The sequence below is a fragment of the Neoroseomonas lacus genome (assembly GCF_014644535.1).
Lineage (GTDB): Bacteria > Pseudomonadota > Alphaproteobacteria > Acetobacterales > Acetobacteraceae > Neoroseomonas > Neoroseomonas lacus.
Map to the genome: position 1 here is coordinate 271,511 of NZ_BMKW01000010.1, position 16,135 is coordinate 287,645.

At 70.0% G+C, this 16,135-nt stretch carries 17 protein-coding genes; 2 read left to right on the forward strand and 15 right to left on the reverse strand.

Annotated elements, in window-relative coordinates; all coding sequences use genetic code 11:
- Window positions 1-61: 61 nt before the first annotated feature.
- A complete protein-coding gene (locus IEY36_RS20590; RefSeq protein ID WP_188970263.1) occupies window positions 62-958 on the forward strand; it encodes an MBL fold metallo-hydrolase in 897 nt (298 codons plus the stop codon).
- A 19-nt stretch (window positions 959-977) separates the two neighbouring features.
- Here the strand turns inward: IEY36_RS20590 and folP are convergent, their stop codons facing one another.
- The 15 genes from folP to IEY36_RS20665 all read right to left on the reverse strand — a co-directional run bounded on the left by folP (window position 978) and on the right by IEY36_RS20665 (window position 15,268).
- Window positions 978-2,024, reverse strand: coding sequence for a dihydropteroate synthase (folP, locus tag IEY36_RS20595; RefSeq protein ID WP_188970265.1), 1,047 nt, complete (start codon window positions 2,022-2,024; stop codon window positions 978-980).
- A 118-nt stretch (window positions 2,025-2,142) separates the two neighbouring features.
- On the reverse strand, window positions 2,143-2,739 hold the full coding sequence (locus tag IEY36_RS20600; RefSeq protein WP_229681460.1) for an AAA family ATPase: 597 nt from the start codon (window positions 2,737-2,739) through the stop codon (window positions 2,143-2,145).
- A gap of 105 nt (window positions 2,740-2,844) precedes the next feature.
- The gene (ftsH, locus tag IEY36_RS20605; RefSeq protein WP_188970267.1) at window positions 2,845-4,770 is read right to left on the reverse strand and encodes an ATP-dependent zinc metalloprotease FtsH; all 1,926 of its coding nucleotides are present in this window, start codon (window positions 4,768-4,770) and stop codon (window positions 2,845-2,847) included.
- Window positions 4,767-6,119, reverse strand: coding sequence for a tRNA lysidine(34) synthetase TilS (gene tilS, locus IEY36_RS20610; RefSeq protein ID WP_188970275.1), 1,353 nt, complete (start codon window positions 6,117-6,119; stop codon window positions 4,767-4,769). The genes ftsH and tilS overlap by 4 nt, the downstream gene beginning before the upstream one ends.
- 347 nt (window positions 6,120-6,466) lie before the next feature.
- Window positions 6,467-7,324, reverse strand: a complete 858-nt coding sequence (locus IEY36_RS20615; protein ID WP_229681461.1) for a tol-pal system YbgF family protein — start codon at window positions 7,322-7,324, stop codon at window positions 6,467-6,469.
- Window positions 7,325-7,362: 38 nt separating this feature from the next.
- A complete protein-coding gene (gene pal, locus IEY36_RS20620; RefSeq protein ID WP_188970277.1) occupies window positions 7,363-7,827 on the reverse strand; it encodes a peptidoglycan-associated lipoprotein Pal in 465 nt (154 codons plus the stop codon).
- Window positions 7,828-7,913: 86 nt separating this feature from the next.
- Window positions 7,914-9,290 (reverse strand): Tol-Pal system beta propeller repeat protein TolB, encoded by a 1,377-nt coding sequence (tolB, locus tag IEY36_RS20625; protein WP_188970279.1) that lies wholly within the window; start codon window positions 9,288-9,290, stop codon window positions 7,914-7,916.
- The gene (locus IEY36_RS31130; protein ID WP_188970282.1) at window positions 9,287-10,312 is read right to left on the reverse strand and encodes a hypothetical protein; all 1,026 of its coding nucleotides are present in this window, start codon (window positions 10,310-10,312) and stop codon (window positions 9,287-9,289) included. The genes tolB and IEY36_RS31130 overlap by 4 nt, the downstream gene beginning before the upstream one ends.
- A gap of 23 nt (window positions 10,313-10,335) precedes the next feature.
- On the reverse strand, window positions 10,336-10,857 hold the full coding sequence (tolR, locus tag IEY36_RS20635) for a protein TolR (RefSeq protein WP_188970284.1): 522 nt from the start codon (window positions 10,855-10,857) through the stop codon (window positions 10,336-10,338).
- A gap of 4 nt (window positions 10,858-10,861) precedes the next feature.
- The gene (gene tolQ / locus IEY36_RS20640; protein ID WP_188970286.1) at window positions 10,862-11,602 is read right to left on the reverse strand and encodes a protein TolQ; all 741 of its coding nucleotides are present in this window, start codon (window positions 11,600-11,602) and stop codon (window positions 10,862-10,864) included.
- Between the two features lie 171 nt (window positions 11,603-11,773).
- Window positions 11,774-12,244, reverse strand: coding sequence for a YbgC/FadM family acyl-CoA thioesterase (locus IEY36_RS20645; RefSeq protein ID WP_229681463.1), 471 nt, complete (start codon window positions 12,242-12,244; stop codon window positions 11,774-11,776).
- Window positions 12,241-13,302 (reverse strand): Holliday junction branch migration DNA helicase RuvB, encoded by a 1,062-nt coding sequence (gene ruvB, locus IEY36_RS20650; protein WP_188970288.1) that lies wholly within the window; start codon window positions 13,300-13,302, stop codon window positions 12,241-12,243. The genes IEY36_RS20645 and ruvB overlap by 4 nt, the downstream gene beginning before the upstream one ends.
- The gene (ruvA, locus tag IEY36_RS20655) at window positions 13,299-13,916 is read right to left on the reverse strand and encodes a Holliday junction branch migration protein RuvA (protein WP_188970290.1); all 618 of its coding nucleotides are present in this window, start codon (window positions 13,914-13,916) and stop codon (window positions 13,299-13,301) included. Before ruvA ends, ruvB begins: the two co-directional genes overlap by 4 nt.
- Window positions 13,913-14,431 (reverse strand): crossover junction endodeoxyribonuclease RuvC, encoded by a 519-nt coding sequence (gene ruvC, locus IEY36_RS20660; protein ID WP_188970292.1) that lies wholly within the window; start codon window positions 14,429-14,431, stop codon window positions 13,913-13,915. The genes ruvA and ruvC overlap by 4 nt, the downstream gene beginning before the upstream one ends.
- 84 nt (window positions 14,432-14,515) lie before the next feature.
- Window positions 14,516-15,268 carry a YebC/PmpR family DNA-binding transcriptional regulator gene (locus tag IEY36_RS20665; protein WP_188970294.1) on the reverse strand — a complete coding sequence of 251 codons (753 nt, stop codon included), beginning with the start codon at window positions 15,266-15,268 and terminating at the stop codon, window positions 14,516-14,518.
- Window positions 15,269-15,491: 223 nt separating this feature from the next.
- Between IEY36_RS20665 and IEY36_RS20670 the strand changes: the two genes are divergently transcribed.
- The gene (locus IEY36_RS20670) at window positions 15,492-16,124 is read left to right on the forward strand and encodes an MSMEG_1061 family FMN-dependent PPOX-type flavoprotein (RefSeq protein ID WP_188970296.1); all 633 of its coding nucleotides are present in this window, start codon (window positions 15,492-15,494) and stop codon (window positions 16,122-16,124) included.
- The last annotated feature ends 11 nt before the right edge of the window (window positions 16,125-16,135 follow it).

Here is a 16,135-nt window from a genome sequence, read left to right on the forward strand (position 1 = left end):
GTTTGGCGGCCCGCCGACGGCATGCTTTCCTCCGCCCCAGGAAACGCGGAGTGAATGATCCATGACCCAGCCCCCGACCCAACAGGTGCCCGCCATCCATCATCGTCGTGTCGGCGACGTCAGCCTGACCGTGGTGAGCGACGGCTTCCTCGACGGGTCCATGGCGGTGCTGCAGAACATCAGCGTCGAGGAATCGTCCGAGATGCTGCGCGCAGTGTTCCGGCCGGTGCCGCGGCGGACCTCGCTCAACTGCTTCATCATCCAGTCCGGCGGGCGCACGGCCCTCATCGATACCGGCGCCGGGGTGCACATGCAGAAGAGCTCCGGCCAGCTGCTGCGCAACCTGGCGGCCACCGGCATCGCGCCGGGCGAGATCGACACGCTGCTGATGACGCATCTGCACCCGGACCATTCGAACGGCCTGGCCACAGCCGAGGGCGGCGCCTTCTTCCCCGCCGCCGAGCTCGGCATGCATGAGGCGGAGCTGGCCTATTGGACCAGTGCGGAGGCCGAGGCGGAGGTGGCGCGGTCGGGCCAGGGCGTGCCGACGGGCGGCGCCTATTTCCCCATGGCGAAGCGGCAGATCGCGCCCTATGCCGACCGGATGCGGCTGTTCAAGGGCGGCGCGGAGGTGTTCCCGGGTGTGACCGCCATGCATTTCCCGGGACATACGCCGGGGCATTGCGGGTATCTGATCGCCTCGGGCGGGCAGTCGCTACTAATCTGGGGGGACATCGTCCATCTGCCGGAAGTGCAGGTGCCGCGGCCGGAGGTGACCATCGCCTTCGACGTGGACCCGGCCCAGGCAGCGGCGACGCGCCGGCGGGTATTCGACATGGTGGCGACGGAGAAGTCGCATATCGCGGGGATGCATCTGCATTTCCCGGGGACGGCGCATCTCGGGCGCGAGGGGGACGGATACCGGCTGTTTCCGGAGGCCTGGGCGCAGACGCTGTAAGGAAGGCTGGAGGGGCGGGCTACTCCGGCGCCCGCCCCGTCGCGCAGGCGCGCCATACCGCCAGCGCCTGGACCGTCTCCGCCACATCATGCACGCGCAGGACGGAAGCCCCACGTGCCGCGCCGGCCAGGGCCGCGGCCAAGCTGCCCGGCATGCGCTGCGCGGCTTCCTCGACGCCCGAAAGACGGCCGATGAAGCGCTTGCGCGAGGCACCCAGTACCACCCGGCAGCCGAGCGCCGCGATCAGCGGCAGGCGGTCGATCAAGGCGAGGTTGTGGTCCATCGTCTTGCCGAAGCCGATGCCGGGGTCGACGGCGATGCGCGCGCGGGGGATGCCGAGCGCCTCGCAGGTCGCCACGCGGTCGCGCAGGAAGGCCGCCACATGGACGGCGACATCGTTATAGGTGGCGAGTGATTGCATCGTCGCCGGGTCGTCGCCGGGCATGTGCATCAGCACCACGGGCACTTCCGAGCGCGCCACCAGTTGCAGGGCATCGGGGTCGTGGCGGAGGGCGGAGATGTCGTTGATGACCTCCGCGCCGGCATCGAGGGCGGCGCGCATGGTCGCGGCGTTGCGGGTGTCGACGCTGACCGGGGCGGCTTTGGCTAGTTCGGCGACCACCGGGAGGATGCGGGCGATCTCCTCCTCCACCGTCACCGTTGCGGCGCCGGGGCGCGTGGATTCGCCGCCGATGTCGAGGATGTCGGCGCCAGCTTCCAGCATCGCGTGGCCGGTGGCGATCGCGGCGGCGGCTTCGGCATGGCGGCCGCCATCGGAGAAGCTGTCGGGGGTGACGTTGACGACGCCCATGACCAGGGGGCGGTCGGTGGGCAGGCCGGCGAAGGCGGGGGGGCGTTGGGCGATGGCATGCATCGCGTCATGCCAGTCCTCGGGGACTTCCTGGATGGGGCCGACGCCGAGATCCTCACCATCCTCGATGAGGCGGACGAAGGCGAAGGCAATGGCGCCACCCTGCAACGGAAGGGCGAAGCCCTCACGCACCGCGTGGAAGGCGACGGGGCCGGTGATGAGGCCCAGGGGTTCGACGAAGCGGCCAGTGGTCATGGCAGCCCTTTGCCCGATCGGCGCCGGGAATGCACGGGGGGGGGGGAGTGGCGATCACGTTGACCGTCCGGCAGCGGCGATACGCGTCTGACGAGCCGCCACGCCCCGCCGGACTGGGTCAGCCGAGCAGCGCCAAACCGTAGACGATGGCGTCGGCGGCCACGGCCGGCGTCATGGCGCCGGTGTCGATGCGCAGGGCGGGCGACGGCATGGCTTGCATGCAGGCGTTCATGGAGGTTCGAAAGTCGTGGAGGATATCCAGCGACCGGAGTTTGCCGAAGGCGGCGCGATTCGGGTCGACAAGCCGACGATCCTGCTCATCCGGCGGCACATCCAAGGCCACCGGATAGGTCACCGTACCGCCGGCCGCTTCCACCAGGCGTGACACGCGATGCGGGAAGTCACCGGCGACCGACGGCTCGGGGGCAAAGGTGAAGATCAGGGATCGTCCCGCTTCGGCGGCAGCCGAGATTGTCTCAAGCCAGAAGAGCTCGCGCAGCCGGACGAAAGCCTCCGACCCGAAGGGGAACACGGTCGCGACGGCGTCGACGACGAGATGGTTGTGGAACAGCGGCAAGCCGGTCCGCTCGGATATCAATCGGGCGATCGTCAGCTTCCCGGCAGCCACCGGGCCGTAGATGAAAAGCAGACGCATGCGGATAATCGACGTCTCGCCCTGGCACTTCCCTGCACGCCCCGACTGCTCCTTGAGCATCGGTTCGCCGCCAGGTGCCCGGCGCCAAAAGTGAGGTGTCCACAGGCCTTCAGGCCTTTGGCGGGTGGGTCCGGGAGGGCAGAGCCCTCCCCGTACCGCGTTTTGTCAGGTCGCCGGCGCCGGCCCTGGCGTCAGCCCCGGCGGCCGTGGCGTCGTCGCGCGCCCCGCCGAGGGGACCGAGCCGCGCCCCATGTTCACCGGCTCATCCGGCCGGTTGCGCACGACGGGTTCGCCGCGGATGACGTTGCGGATTTCGTCGCCCGACAGCGTCTCGTGCTCGAGCAGGCCCTTGGCCAGCAGATGCAGCTCGTCCATGTGCTCGGACAGGATGGTCTTGGCCCGCTGGTAGGCGGCTTCGATGATCGCGCGGATTTCGCCGTCGATCTTCTGCGCCGTCGATTCCGACAGGTTCTTCTGCTGCGTCACGGAGTGACCGAGGAAGACCTCCTGGCTGTTGTCACCATAGGCGATCATGCCGATGACGTCGGACATGCCCCATTCGGTGACCATCATGCGGGCCTGGTTGGTCGCCATCTTGATGTCGCCCGAGGCGCCGTTCGACACCTTGTCCGGCCCGAAGATCAGTTCCTCGGCGACGCGTCCGCCCATCGCCATGGCGAGTTCGGACTTCAGCTTGGACTTGTGCTTCGAGTAGCGGTCGCCGGCCGGCAGCGACATCACGAGGCCAAGGGCGCGGCCGCGCGGGATGATCGTCGCCTTGTGGACCGGGTCGCATTCCACCTCATGCATCGCGACCAGCGCGTGGCCCGCCTCGTGATAGGCGGTCATGCGCTTTTCGTCGTCGGACATAACGAGGCTGCGGCGCTCCGCACCCATCATCACCTTGTCCTTGGCGGCCTCGAACTCGGCCATGCCGACGGTGCGACGGCCGGTGCGGGCGGCGAGCAGCGCGCCTTCGTTCACTAGGTTGGCGAGATCAGCACCAGAGAAGCCAGGCGTGCCGCGCGCGATCACCTTGGGGTCCACGTCGGAGGCCAGCGGCACCTTGCGCATATGGACGCGCAGGATCTTCTCGCGCCCCATCACGTCGGGGTTGGGCACCACCACCTGGCGGTCGAAGCGGCCCGGGCGCAGCAACGCGGGGTCGAGCACGTCCGGCCGGTTGGTCGCCGCGATGATGATGACGCCTTCGTTGGATTCGAAGCCATCCATCTCGACGAGCATCTGGTTCAGCGTCTGCTCGCGCTCATCATTGCCGCCGCCGAGGCCAGCGCCACGATGGCGGCCGACTGCGTCGATCTCGTCGATGAAGATGATGCAGGGAGCGTTCTTCTTGCCCTGTTCGAACATGTCGCGCACGCGCGACGCGCCGACGCCCACGAACATCTCGACGAAGTCGGAACCGGAGATGGTGAAGAACGGCACATTCGCCTCACCGGCCACGGAGCGCGCCAGCAGCGTCTTGCCGGTGCCCGGCGGGCCGACCAGCAGCACGCCCTTGGGGATCTTGCCGCCCAGGCGCTGGAACTTCTGCGGGTCGCGCAGGAAGTCGACGATTTCCTCGAGCTCGGACTTGGCTTCCTCGATGCCGGCGACGTCGTCGAAGGTGACGCGGCCCTGCTTCTCGGTCAGCAGCTTGGCCTTGGACTTGCCGAAGCCCATGGCGCGGCCCCCACCACCCTGCATCTGGCGCATGAAGAAAATCCAGACGCCGATCAGCAGCAGCATCGGGAACCAGGACATCAGGTAGTGCAGCAGCGGGTTGACGTCCGAATCCTCGGGACGGGCGACGACGCGCACGTTCTTTTCGGTCAGCCGGTTCACCAAGCTCGGGTCTTCGGGCGTGTAGGTCTGGAAGGTGCGGCCATCCGACAGCGTGCCCGAGAGGGTACGGCCCTGGATGGTGACTTCGCGGACATGGCCGCCATTCACTTCATTCAGGAAGTCCGAATAGGCGACCTGCTGCGCATTCGCCCGCCCCGTGCTCGCGGGCTGAAACAGGTTGAACAGCGCCACCAACAGCAGGGCGACGATCACCCAGAGCGCAAGATTCCGGCCGAAATTGTTCACGTGCTGTTGTCCGTCTCCGTGCCGGTGGGAGTGCCCCGCCAGCCTTCGTCATTGAACATGGTGTCGGATTGACCCTGCTTGAATGGCCGACCCGAAATCTCATGCACCGGATTCCCGCTGGTGGCCGGGGCGAAGGCCATCACGAAGGGCACACAGGCGCTGGATGAAGGATAGTCCATGGCGGGCACGGCGACCAGCACGCCGTTGCGGTCCCTGATCGCCGGCATCGCGCGCAGCACCGCGGCTGGCAGGATGGAGGCGCCGCGCAACGTCGCCGTCGCGTCGCCGACCGCGCCGATCGACCAGCCCCGCCGGCCCGGCCCCAGCAGGCGAAACCGGCCATCCCAGGCGGCACCGGGCACCGCCTCGACCGGGCCGGCCACCGCGCCAGGGTCGCGGGCGAGCAACCAGGTGCCGCCGGCCGCGGGCCGCAACCATGCCCCGGCGAGCGTCCCGGACCCGGCCGCGAGCAGGGCCGCCGCCCGCGCACGTGACGGTGCGAAGCCGGCGCCGCCGACCAGCCAGGCCAGCCAGGCTAGAGCCTCGGCCGCCACCGCGTCTCGCCCCAGGGCTGCCGGGTCGAGGCGGGCGAAGCCTTCCGGGCGGATCTCGGCGGCGCGTGCGAGGCGCTTCGCCAGGGTCGCCGCCGCCCTTCCCCGCCGCGCCGCGAAGGCTGCCGCCGCCGCGCCGAGCGCGGCGATGCCCGGCCCCGTGCCGCCCGGGTCGGCGAGCGCCTGGCGCAGCCGGATGCGGGCGAAGCGAGTGTCGAGATTGCTCGGGTCGCGCACAGGGGTCAGGCCGGCCTCTGCCAGCACCGCCTCCAGCGCCGCGGGCGGGACCGGAAGCAACGGCCGCAACAGCAGCACCGCCCCGGCGTCGCGCGCCGGCGCCATGGCCGCGAGCCCAGCCGGGCCGCTGCCGCGCAAGGCCCGGAACAGCAGCGTCTCCGCCTGGTCTCCACGATGATGGCCGAGCAGCAGCCAGGGCCGCCCGGCCGCCGCCGCCGCGCCGGACAGGGCGGCCAGCCGGGCGCCGCGGGCGCGTTCCTGCATGGAGGGGCCGGGCCGGAGGCCAAGGGAGAGGATGCGCGAAGCGATGCCACGCCCGGCCAGCAGGCCCCGCACATGGCGCGCCTCGGCGGCGCTTTCGGGCCGCAGGCCATGATCGGCCACCAGGGCCAGCACATCACCGCCGCGCCGCCGCGCCCATGCATTGGCCAGCAGCGCCAGCGCCAGGCTGTGCGGCCCGCCTGAGGCCGCCACGGCGAGGCGAGGCGTCGGGCCGAAGGGGCCGAGCGGGGCCATCAGCGCGGCGAAGTCATCCTCGGAGATGGTCGGGGTGGCGTTCATGGTCGGTCACGCCTCCTCTGGTTTGGGCGCGTGCTTCATGCCAGTCGCGCCTTCCCCTGACCGGTGGAACCGAGAGGGGCGTCGCCCCTCTCGCGCTCTCCCCACCAAAGGCCTAAGGGCCTTTGGAAACCGATACTTGGTGCCGGGCGGCGCCTGCCGAAACCCATTCTCGCGCACAAGGCGCCCGGCAAGGGGCGGCATCCACCCCCCGCCCAGCGCCAAAGGATGGCATTCCAAATGCCCCGGGCATTTCGCGGGCTGGCTTGGAGGGGCGGCGCCCCTCCAGTCTCCCGCCGCCCATCTTCCAGACAGCGCCGCCGCCCTTCACGCCTCTGCCCAGACGCGCCTCAGCGGCACTGCGCGCGGCGGCGGCTGTATTCCACCCGCTGCGCCAGGGACGGCGAGAGGCGCGGGAAGTCCGAATGCAACTGCGCCAGCGTGTCACAGGCCTCGCGCCGGGCGCCGAAGCCCTGGAAAGAATTCGCCAGGCCGAGCAGCGCCTCGGGCGCGCGGGAAGACCGGCGGTTCACGTTATAGGCATCGTTGAAGGCGAGCGCGGCATTCTGGAACTGGCGCTCGCCAAGGAGCGCCTCGCCCAACAGCAGGTTGGCATCCTGCGCCCGCGGGCCGGGGCGGCCTTGCAGCACCTCCCTAGCGGCGGCGGCGGCGGCCGTGTAATCCTGCCGGCCAAGGGCGGCCTGACCGTCGGCGATAGCGCGTTCAGCGGTTCGCGGGCCGGGCGTTGCTGCTGCCGCGGGGGGCGGCGGGGCCGGTGCCTGAGCGGGCGCCGGCCCCTGGGGAGGGCGCGAGGCGCCTTGGCGGCCGCCCCCTTCCAGGGCCTGGAGGCGGAAATCCATGTCGCCGCGCAGCTTCTCGACATCCTCGGTCAGGCGCCGGTTGGCGTTCTCGACGACATCGATCCGGCCGCGCATCTGGCGGACCTGTTCCTCAAGTTCGCCGACGCGGGCGAGCAGTTGCTGCACCAGTTCCTGCGGCGCGGCGGAACCGCCGCCGCGGGAGGGCACCGGCACCGGGGCGACCGAGCCCCCTCCGCCACGGCGGACCGCATCGAGGTCACGCCGCAATTCCAGGATCTGGTTCTGCAGCGCGATCCCTTCCCGGCTGTCCATCTGCGCACGCGCAGGCAGCGGGGCGAGCAGCGGCAGGGCAAGGAGGGCGGCGCGGATGGCGAGGCGAGGGGCCATGCGTGGTGGTGGGCCCGGTGGTGGCCGGGCCCCTCCCCTTACTGGACGACCGTGACGGCGCGGCGGTTCTGCGCCCAGGCGGATTCATCCGAGCCGAGTGCGGCCGGGCGGTCCTTGCCGTAGGAGATCGTGGTGATGCGCGCGCCGGCCACGCCGGAGGCAACGAGCACGTCGCGCGCCGAATTGGCGCGGCGCTGGCCGAGGGCGAGGTTGTATTCGCGCGTGCCGCGTTCGTCGGCATGGCCCTCGACCTGCACCTGGACGGTCGGGTAGCGGCCCATCCATTCGGCCTGGCGCTGCAGCACCGGGCGCTGGTCGGCGCGGACCTGCGAGCTGTCGAAATCGAAGAAGACGCGGTCGCCGACATTGGCCACCAGGTCTTCCTGGCTGCCCGGGCGGATCGTGTTGGCACCGGCGCCGGCGGTCGCGGCATTCTGGTCGGTGTTCGAGCAAGCCGCGAGCAGGCCGAGGGCCGCGATAGCGCCGAGAAGGCGGGTGGTCATGAGGGGGGATCTCCTGAAACGTAAGGGAGCAAGGTTGGGGGTAAGCACCCGTCGCCCACGCGGTCAAGCGTGGGGCGACGGGCCGTTCATGACAGCAGCGGCGACCAGGCGGGGTCGGAAGCGTCCGTCGGGGTGGGGATCGGGCGTTCGTTGAAGCCGGCGATGTCGATCGAGACAATGCGCGAGGAATACCCCGCACCACGCGAATTCGTCGCCCGGCTTTCGCGGTAGAACATCAGCACCCGGCCATTGGGGGCGAAGGTCGGGCCTTCCATGGCCCAGCCTTCCGACAGGATGCGCTCGCCCGAGCCGTCGGGCTTCATCACGCCGATGGCGAAGCTGCCGCGGCCGAAGCGGGTGAAGGCGATAAGGTCACCGCGCGGCGACCAGACCGGCGTCGCATAGCGGCCATTGCCGAAGGAGATGCGGCGCACGCCGCCGCCTCCGGCATCCATCACATAAAGTTGCTGGTCGCCGCCGCGATCGGAATTGAACACAATCTGCGTGCCGTCGGGCGAGAAGCAGGGCGAGACGTCGAGCCCGCCGCCGCTGGTCAACTGCCGTTCGCGCCGGCTGGCGAGGTCGACGACGAAGATGTTGGCGTCCCCGCCGCGTGTGGCCGAGAGCACCACCGAGCGGCCATCGGGCGCGAAGCGAGGCGACAGCGTCATCCCGGGAAAGTTGCCGAGCACCTGCTGGCTGCCCGAATTGATGTCGAACAGAACAACGCGCGGCTGGCCGCGGTCCTGGTAGGACATGAAGGCGATGCGCTCGGCCGAGGGGTGGAAGCGCGGGGTCAGGGCTGCGAAGCGGCCATCGGTCAGGAAGCGGTGGTTCTCGCCATCCTGGTCCATGATCGCGAGGCGCCGGGTGCGGCGGTCGCGCGGGCCGGTCTCGGAGACATAGACGACGCGGGTGTCGAAATAGCCCTTCTCGCCCAGCAGCCGTTCATAGATGACGTCCGAGATCAGATGCGCGATGCGCCGCCAATTGGCCGCCGGCGCGTTGAAGGCGGTGCCCTGGAGCTGGGTCTCGGGCAGCACGTCCCACAGGCGGAATTCCACGCGCAGGCCGTCGCCACGCTGTTCGACCCGGCCGGTGACGAGCGCCTGGGCGCCGATCACACGCCAATCCTGGAAGCGCGGCGTCTGCGCGGCGGAATCCGGGGTCTGGATGAAGGCCTGCCGGTCGACCGGGCGGAACAGGCCGGAATTGCGCAGGTTCGCCTGGATGACGCGGGCAATGTCGCGGCCGATGCGCGCGGCGTCGCCGGCCCCGGCGAGGTCGGGGATCGCCACCGGAATTGGGTCGGTGCGCGCCCGAGTGATGTCGATGACGGCACCCTGCGGTGCCTGGGCGGCGGCGGGCAGCGGTGTCGCGATGATGCCGGGGGCGACCAGGCCGGCGCCGGCGCCGATCAGCACCTGGCGGCGCGTGGCCGCGAAGGAGGAGACAGGGTTCATCGCACGAGGCCCCTTGGATTGAAGCGGAAGATGGACGCCATCACCGTCTGGTACTTGTTCGGTGGGACGCGCAGCGGGTTGCATTGTGGCGACATGAGGGCACGGCGGGCGGATTCATAGACCGAGCGCGCCCGCGGGTCCGATGGCGGCGACCCGTTGGGCACGACGTTACGAACGACACCCTGGCTGTCGAGTTGCACGCGCAGTTCGACGACGATGGTGTCGAGCCCGAGCATGCCGCGATCGACGTTCCAGCATTCGGCGATCTGGTCGGCGAGGCCGCGGATCTCACCCTGGCTGAGGGCGGCGGTGCCGGTCGGGCTGCCGCCGCCCTGCTGCGGCCGGCCCGAGGGGTTGGGCCGCGCCGTCGGTGCGCGATCCTGCTGCTGGGTCGTGCGCAGCCGTTCCAGCGTGTTCAGCACCGATTGGCTGCGTTCCTGCGGGCGGGCGACCGGCGGCGTGGTGCCGGTGCCGGCCTCCTGCGCCGGTTCGGGTGGGGGCGGGATCGGCGTCGGCGGCAGCGGCAGCGGGTTGGGCCGTGGTGGCGTCTGGGCCTGCTGTGGTTGCGGCGGGGATGGGGTGGGCGGCGTCGGGCGCGTCTGCTGCGGCGGCGTCGGCGCGACGTCGGGCGAGGGCGCGGGCGGCGGCGCCGGCGGGGTTGGCGTCGCCTGCGCCTGGGAGGGCGGCGTGGGTGTCGGCGCCGGGGCAGGCGGCGGCGGGGGCGGCGGGGGCGGCGGTTCCGGCGGCGTGTTGCGCGGCGGCTCCGGGGCCGGGGGTTCGGGCGTCGGCGGCGTGGTCGGCGCGTCGGGCGAGGGCGGCGCCGGGTTCGGGCTCGGCACATCCGCCTGGGCCAGCAGCGGCGGGCCAGGGGTGACGAGTTCGATGGCGATGCCCTGTTCCGCCGGTTCGGGGATCGGGCGCGCGAGCACGAACAAGGTGCCGATCACCAGGATCAGCCCGTGCAGGACCGCCGAGACGATGCCCCAGCGGTTGAGGTCCATACGTGCGGTCCAGGAGGGCATGCCCGCCTCTCCGCTCCCTTCGCTCAGTTGCGCGACGGCGCGGACGGCCGGCCGGCGGGGCGCGCCGGGGCGGCGCCGGGCGCGGCTGCCGGGCGCGCACCGCCACCGGCAGGCTGTTCGGCCAGCAGGGCGACGCGGGTGAAGCCGGCGGCGGCGATGGTGCCCATCACCTCCATGACCTTGCCATAGGCGATGGCGCGGTCGCCGCGGACGAAGATGCGACGTTCCGGCGTGCCGGCCGGCTGGCTCTGCATGATCGCCTGCAGACGGGGGACGAGTTCGGCGATCGGGACCTCGGTCTCCTGCAGGAAAATCGCGCCCTCGGGGTTGACCGAGATGGTCAGCGGCTCGGTTTCCTGGTTGAGCGGCGTGGCCGCGGTGCGCGGCAGGTCGACCGGCACGCCGACCGTCATGAGCGGCGCGGCGACCATGAAGATGATCAGCAGCACCAGCATCACGTCGACCATCGGGGTGACGTTGATCTCGGCCATCGGGCGGTAGCGGCCGCGCCCATTGGTGCGCGCGCCGATCAGGGGCGAAGCCATCGGGTTATTCCGCCGCCGTCGCGGCCGGGGCGGCCTTGTCGTTGGCCGCCTCGGTCTGGCGCGAGAGGATCGCTGCAAATTCGGTGGCGAAGGATTCCATCCGCCCGGCGAAGCGGCCCAGGTCGGTGCTGATCTTGTTGTAGGCGAGCACCGCCGGGATGGCGGCGACCAGGCCGATGGCGGTGGCGAACAGCGCTTCCGCGATGCCCGGGGCGACCACGGCAAGATTGGTGTTCTGCATGCCGGCGATGGCGGCGAAGGAGTTCATGATGCCCCAGACCGTGCCGAACAGGCCGATGAAGGGAGCGACCGAGCCGACCGAGGCGAGGAAGATCATCCAGCGTTCGAGGCGTTCCATCTCGCGCCCGATGGTCACGGCCATGGCGCGTTCGACGCGCTCCTTGGCACCGCCCATCATCCCGCCATTGCCGACGCTGCGGCGCCATTCGCGCATCGCGGAGCCGAAGACGGCCGCGATCGGGTGGCTGGGGTCCTCGCCTTCCTTGGCGTAGAGGTCATCAAGGCTGCCGCCGGACCAGAAGCGGTCCTCGAAGGCATCGGCGGACTTGTTGGCGCGGCGCAGGCTCGTCACCTTGTCGAAGACGATGGCCCAGACCCAGACGCTGGCGACCAACAGCCCCAGCATGACGGCCTTCACGATCCAGTCAGCCTGGAGGAACAGCCCCCAGAGCGACAGATCATGCGCCGCCTGTCCCAGCGCCTCTGCGGTCACAGCTCCGTTCACGCGCAATCTCCTTTCCCACCCCGCAAGGGGCGTCGACGACCCTGGCCGCCAGCAACATGATCCGAGGTGATCGGGGCGCCGCCGCCGGCACCCCTCCCCCCGAACCGTCTCCAGGGCTTCAGCCCCACACCGCCTCGGCAGCGCCTAGTCCCATCACCGCTGAAGCGGCACTCAGTCCCGCGTCGCCTCGGCGACGACCAGCCCCTGCAGAACACTTCGCCAGGGCTCGGGCAAGGCCACGGGCTTCAGGGACCCACGCCCCACGCAGACCAGGCCGACCTTCAACCCCGCCAGACGTTCACCGCCGCCGCCATCCTCCGCCGCCGCACGGACGGTCTGGCTGAGCATGATCTGGACACCGGTGACCCGCAGAATCGCAGTCTCGACAACCACCAAGTCGTCAAGGCGGGCGGGGCGCCAATACTCTACTTCGATGCGCCGCACCACTAGCAACGCATTGTGACGTTCCATCATAAATTGATGCGGCAAGCCTATGGCACGCAAGGATTCAGTTCGCGCCCGTTCCGCCCAATGCAGATAACGGGCGTGATAAGCCATCCCACCCGCATCGGTATCCTCGAAATACACCCTGAGGTTGTATCGATGAATGTTGTCCGACGTATTTGGTTCAGACTCGCTCACGCATCATTGTCCCTGAGCAGGTCGAGCTGCGCGATCATCCCCGCCGGCGGCGCCAGCCCGAGATGCCGCCAGCCGAGGTCCCCCAGCATCCGCCCGCGCGGCGTGCGCAGCACCAAGCCTTCCTGGATGAGGAAGGGCTCGACCACTTCTTCCAGCGTGTCGCGGCCTTCGGCCAGCGCCGCGGCCAGCGTCTCGATGCCGACCGGGCCGCCGCCATGGTGTTCGGCGATGCGGCGCAGGTAGCGGCGGTCCATCGCATCCAGTCCCAGCGCATCGACTTCGAGGCGCAGCAGCGCGCCATCCACCATCGGGCGGTCGGCGATGCGGCTTTCGACCATGGCGAAGTCGCGCACCCGGCGCAGCAGGCGCCCGGCGATCCGTGGCGTCCCGCGGGACCGTTTGGCGATTTCCATCGCGCCATCGTCGGAAAGTGAGAAGTTCAGCTTGCGCGCGCCGCGGGTGACGATGCCGTGCAGTTCCTCGGCGGTGTAGAAGATCAACCGCAGCGGGATACCGAAGCGGTCGCGCAGCGGGGTCGCCAACAGGCCCGCGCGCGTCGTCGCCCCGATCAGCGTGAAGGGCGGGATGTCGATGCGCACGGTGCGCGCGGCCGGGCCTTCGCCGATGATCAGGTCGAGGCAGAAATCCTCCATCGCCGGATAGAGCGTTTCCTCGATGGCGGGCTGCAACCGGTGGATCTCATCGACAAACAGCACGTCGCGCGGCTGCAGGTTGGTCAGGATGGCCGCAAGGTCGCCGGACCGCTGCAGCACAGGGCCCGACGTGGCGCGGAAGCCAACGCCGAGTTCGCGGGCGACGATCTGCGCGAGCGTCGTCTTGCCGAGACCCGGCGGGCCGTGGAACAGGACATGGTCCATCGGTTCGGCGCGCGCCTTGGCCGCGGCGATGAAGACCGAGAGGTTCTCGCGCAGCGACTGCTGGCCGGTGAAGTCGGCGATGGTCTGCGGGCGCAGCGCATGTTCGCCGTAGTCGTCGTCCTGGCGCTCGGGGTCGGTGATGCGCTCGCTCGTCCCGCCGGAGGCGGGCGGGGTGTTCATCGCGCCATTTCCTTCAACCCGTCGCGGATGAGCGCGTCGAGGGTGGCGCCGTCACCCAGGCGCTTGGCGACGCGTGAGATCGCTGCCGCCGCCTGCGGCTGCTTCCAGCCGAGATTGACCAGGGCGGACACGGCGTCCGCTTCCGCACCCTGTTCCAGCGGGGCGATGGACAGCGCGCCTTCGCCGTCGGCATCCGGCGTGGCGCGGCCGACCGCCCATTTCTGCATCGCGGGTTCATCGACGATGCGATTGGCGGTCGCCGCACCCAGGCCCTTCACCTCCGACAAGCGCTTGCGTTCCTTACCGGCGATGGCCCGCGCCAAGCCATCGGGCGTGAGGGACGACAGCACGATCAGCGCCTTCTGCGGGCCGACCGTCTTCACCTCGATCAGGGCGCGGAAGGCCTCACGCTCCGAGGCATCGGCGAAGCCGTACAGGGTAATGGCATCCTGGCTGACACGGGTTTCGACCAGCAGGCGTTGCGCACCGTCGCGGCCGGCCAACGCATCGAGCGTCTTGCGCGAGCAGGAGAGCAGGTAACCGACACCGTTCACGTCGAAGATGCAGCCGCCGTCATGGGTAGAGTCGAGGCGGCCTTTGAGTTGGCCGATCATGCCGGCTGGTATCCTCGGGCAATGGCCTGTTTCGATTGACGGTGATGTGCGTGGCAGATCGCCACCGCCAGCGCGTCGGCGGCGTCGGCGCGCTTGAAGGTCACGCCGGGCAGCAGGTGGCGCACCATGGCCTGCACCTGTTCCTTCGCCGCATGGCCATTGCCGACGACGGCGCGCTTGACCTCCATCGCGCCGTATTGCGCGACGGACAGGCCGGCGAGCGCCGGCGCCAGCACCACCACACCGCGCGCCTGGCCGAGCTTCAGTGCGGAATCGGGGTTGCGGGCGACGTAGGTGTTCTCGACGGCGGCTTCCTCCGGCGCGTGCAGGTCGATCATGGCGGCGAGGCCACGATGCAGGGCGAGCAGGCGGTCGGGCAGATCCTCGGCGGGCGTGGTGGAGATGACGCCCTCGGCGAGGAAGCGCAGGCGGAAGCCGTCGTGTTCGATCAGCCCCCAGCCGGTGTGCTGGAGGCCGGGATCGAGTCCTAGGATGCGAATCGGCCGACGGGACATGGGGTAGAAGTCTAGCACGCTAGGCCCCATGCCCGATGGATGGTGGTCCATGCGCGGGTGTGGTGCCCCGCGCGCTTCCGGCGGTCAGGCCGCCGAAAGCCGCTCCGCCGCCGCCGCGTCGACCTCGAAATTCGCATAGACGTTCTGCACGTCGTCATTGTCGTCGAGCGCATCGATCAGCTTGAGGATGTCGCGCGCCTTCTCCTCATCGAGGTCGATGGTGGTCGAGGGCCACCATTCGAGCTTGGCGGCCTCGGCCTCGCCGAAGCGGGCCTCGAGCGCGTCGCGCACGGCGGCGAAATCCTCGACCGTGCAGGAGACTTCGTGGCCGTCCTCGTCGGATTCGACATCCTCGGCGCCGGCTTCGATCGCCGCTTCCAGCATGGCATCGGCCGAGGCGACGTCGGGCTTGTAGCGGAGGACGCCCTTGCGATCGAACTGGAAGGCGACCGAATTGGACTCGCCAAGCGCCCCGCCGCCCTTGTTGAAGATCGAGCGCAAATCGCCGCCGGTGCGGTTACGGTTGTCGGTCAGCGCCTCGACGATGATGGCGATGCCGTAGGGGCCGTAGCCTTCGTAGCGGACTTCCTGCCAGTCCTCGCCCTGCCCGGCCGTGCTCGCGCGCTTGATGGCGCGGTCGATGGTGTCGCGCGTCATGTTGGCGACCAGCGCGGCCTTCACCGCGGCGCGCAGGCGCGGGTTCATCGCCGGGTCGGGCATGCCCATCTTGGCAGAGATGGTGATCTCGCGGATCAGCTTGCCGAAGGCCTGGGCGCGCTTGGCCCCCTGCGCGGCCTTGCGGTGCATGACGTTCTTGGCGTGCGAATGGCCGGCCATGACCGTCCCTCTTTCAAATTCGTGGCATTGATGGATCGGGGGGCGCTTATACCGGCCGGCGGGCGCCGAAGCCAAGCAGGGGCTGCCGCATGCTGCGTTCACATGCATAAGCGCCGCCTGCTCCAGGCGTTCCGTGCCGGGCATCTTCACCCGCTCGGGTGTTTCCGCCCGAACGCTATCCGCTCTGGCGCCGGGGCCCCGGATCGGGCCAGACTTCCGCCCCATGGACACGCAATTCCCCACCGATCCCTTCGCCGTCACCACCGAGGACCAACTCCGCCAGCTCTATGACCAGCCGCTGGAGGGGCCGCTGAAGAAGGTGGCCTATCGGGTCGAGGCGACGGCGCGCGCCTGGATCGCCGCCTCGCCCTTCTGCATCATCTCGACCGTCGGCTCGCGCGGGGTGCATGCCACGCCGCGCGGCGATGCGCCGGGCTTCGTCGCGGTCGAGCCGGACGGCACGCTGCTCATCCCCGACCGGCGCGGCAACAACCGGCTCGATGCGCTGCGCGACATCATCGAGGACAACCGCGTCTCGGTGATCTTTTTCGTTCCCGGCGCCTCCGAGGTGCTGCGGGTGCATGGCTCGGCACGCATCACCGCCGACCCGGCGCTGACCTCGCGCTTCGTCGAGCGCGGCAAGACGCCGGCGACCGTGCTGGCAGTGACGGCGCAGGACCTGTTCATGCAATGCGCGAAGTCGATCATGCGGTCGCGGTTGTGGGACGGGAAGGCCAGGCCGGAGGGGCTGCCGACGATGGGGCAACTGATCGCGTCGCATCGCGCCGATGGGCAGGTCGATGCTGCGGCGTATGACCGCGAGGCGCCGGAGCGGTTGGTGCAGACGATGTATTGAAGGTTGGGGGA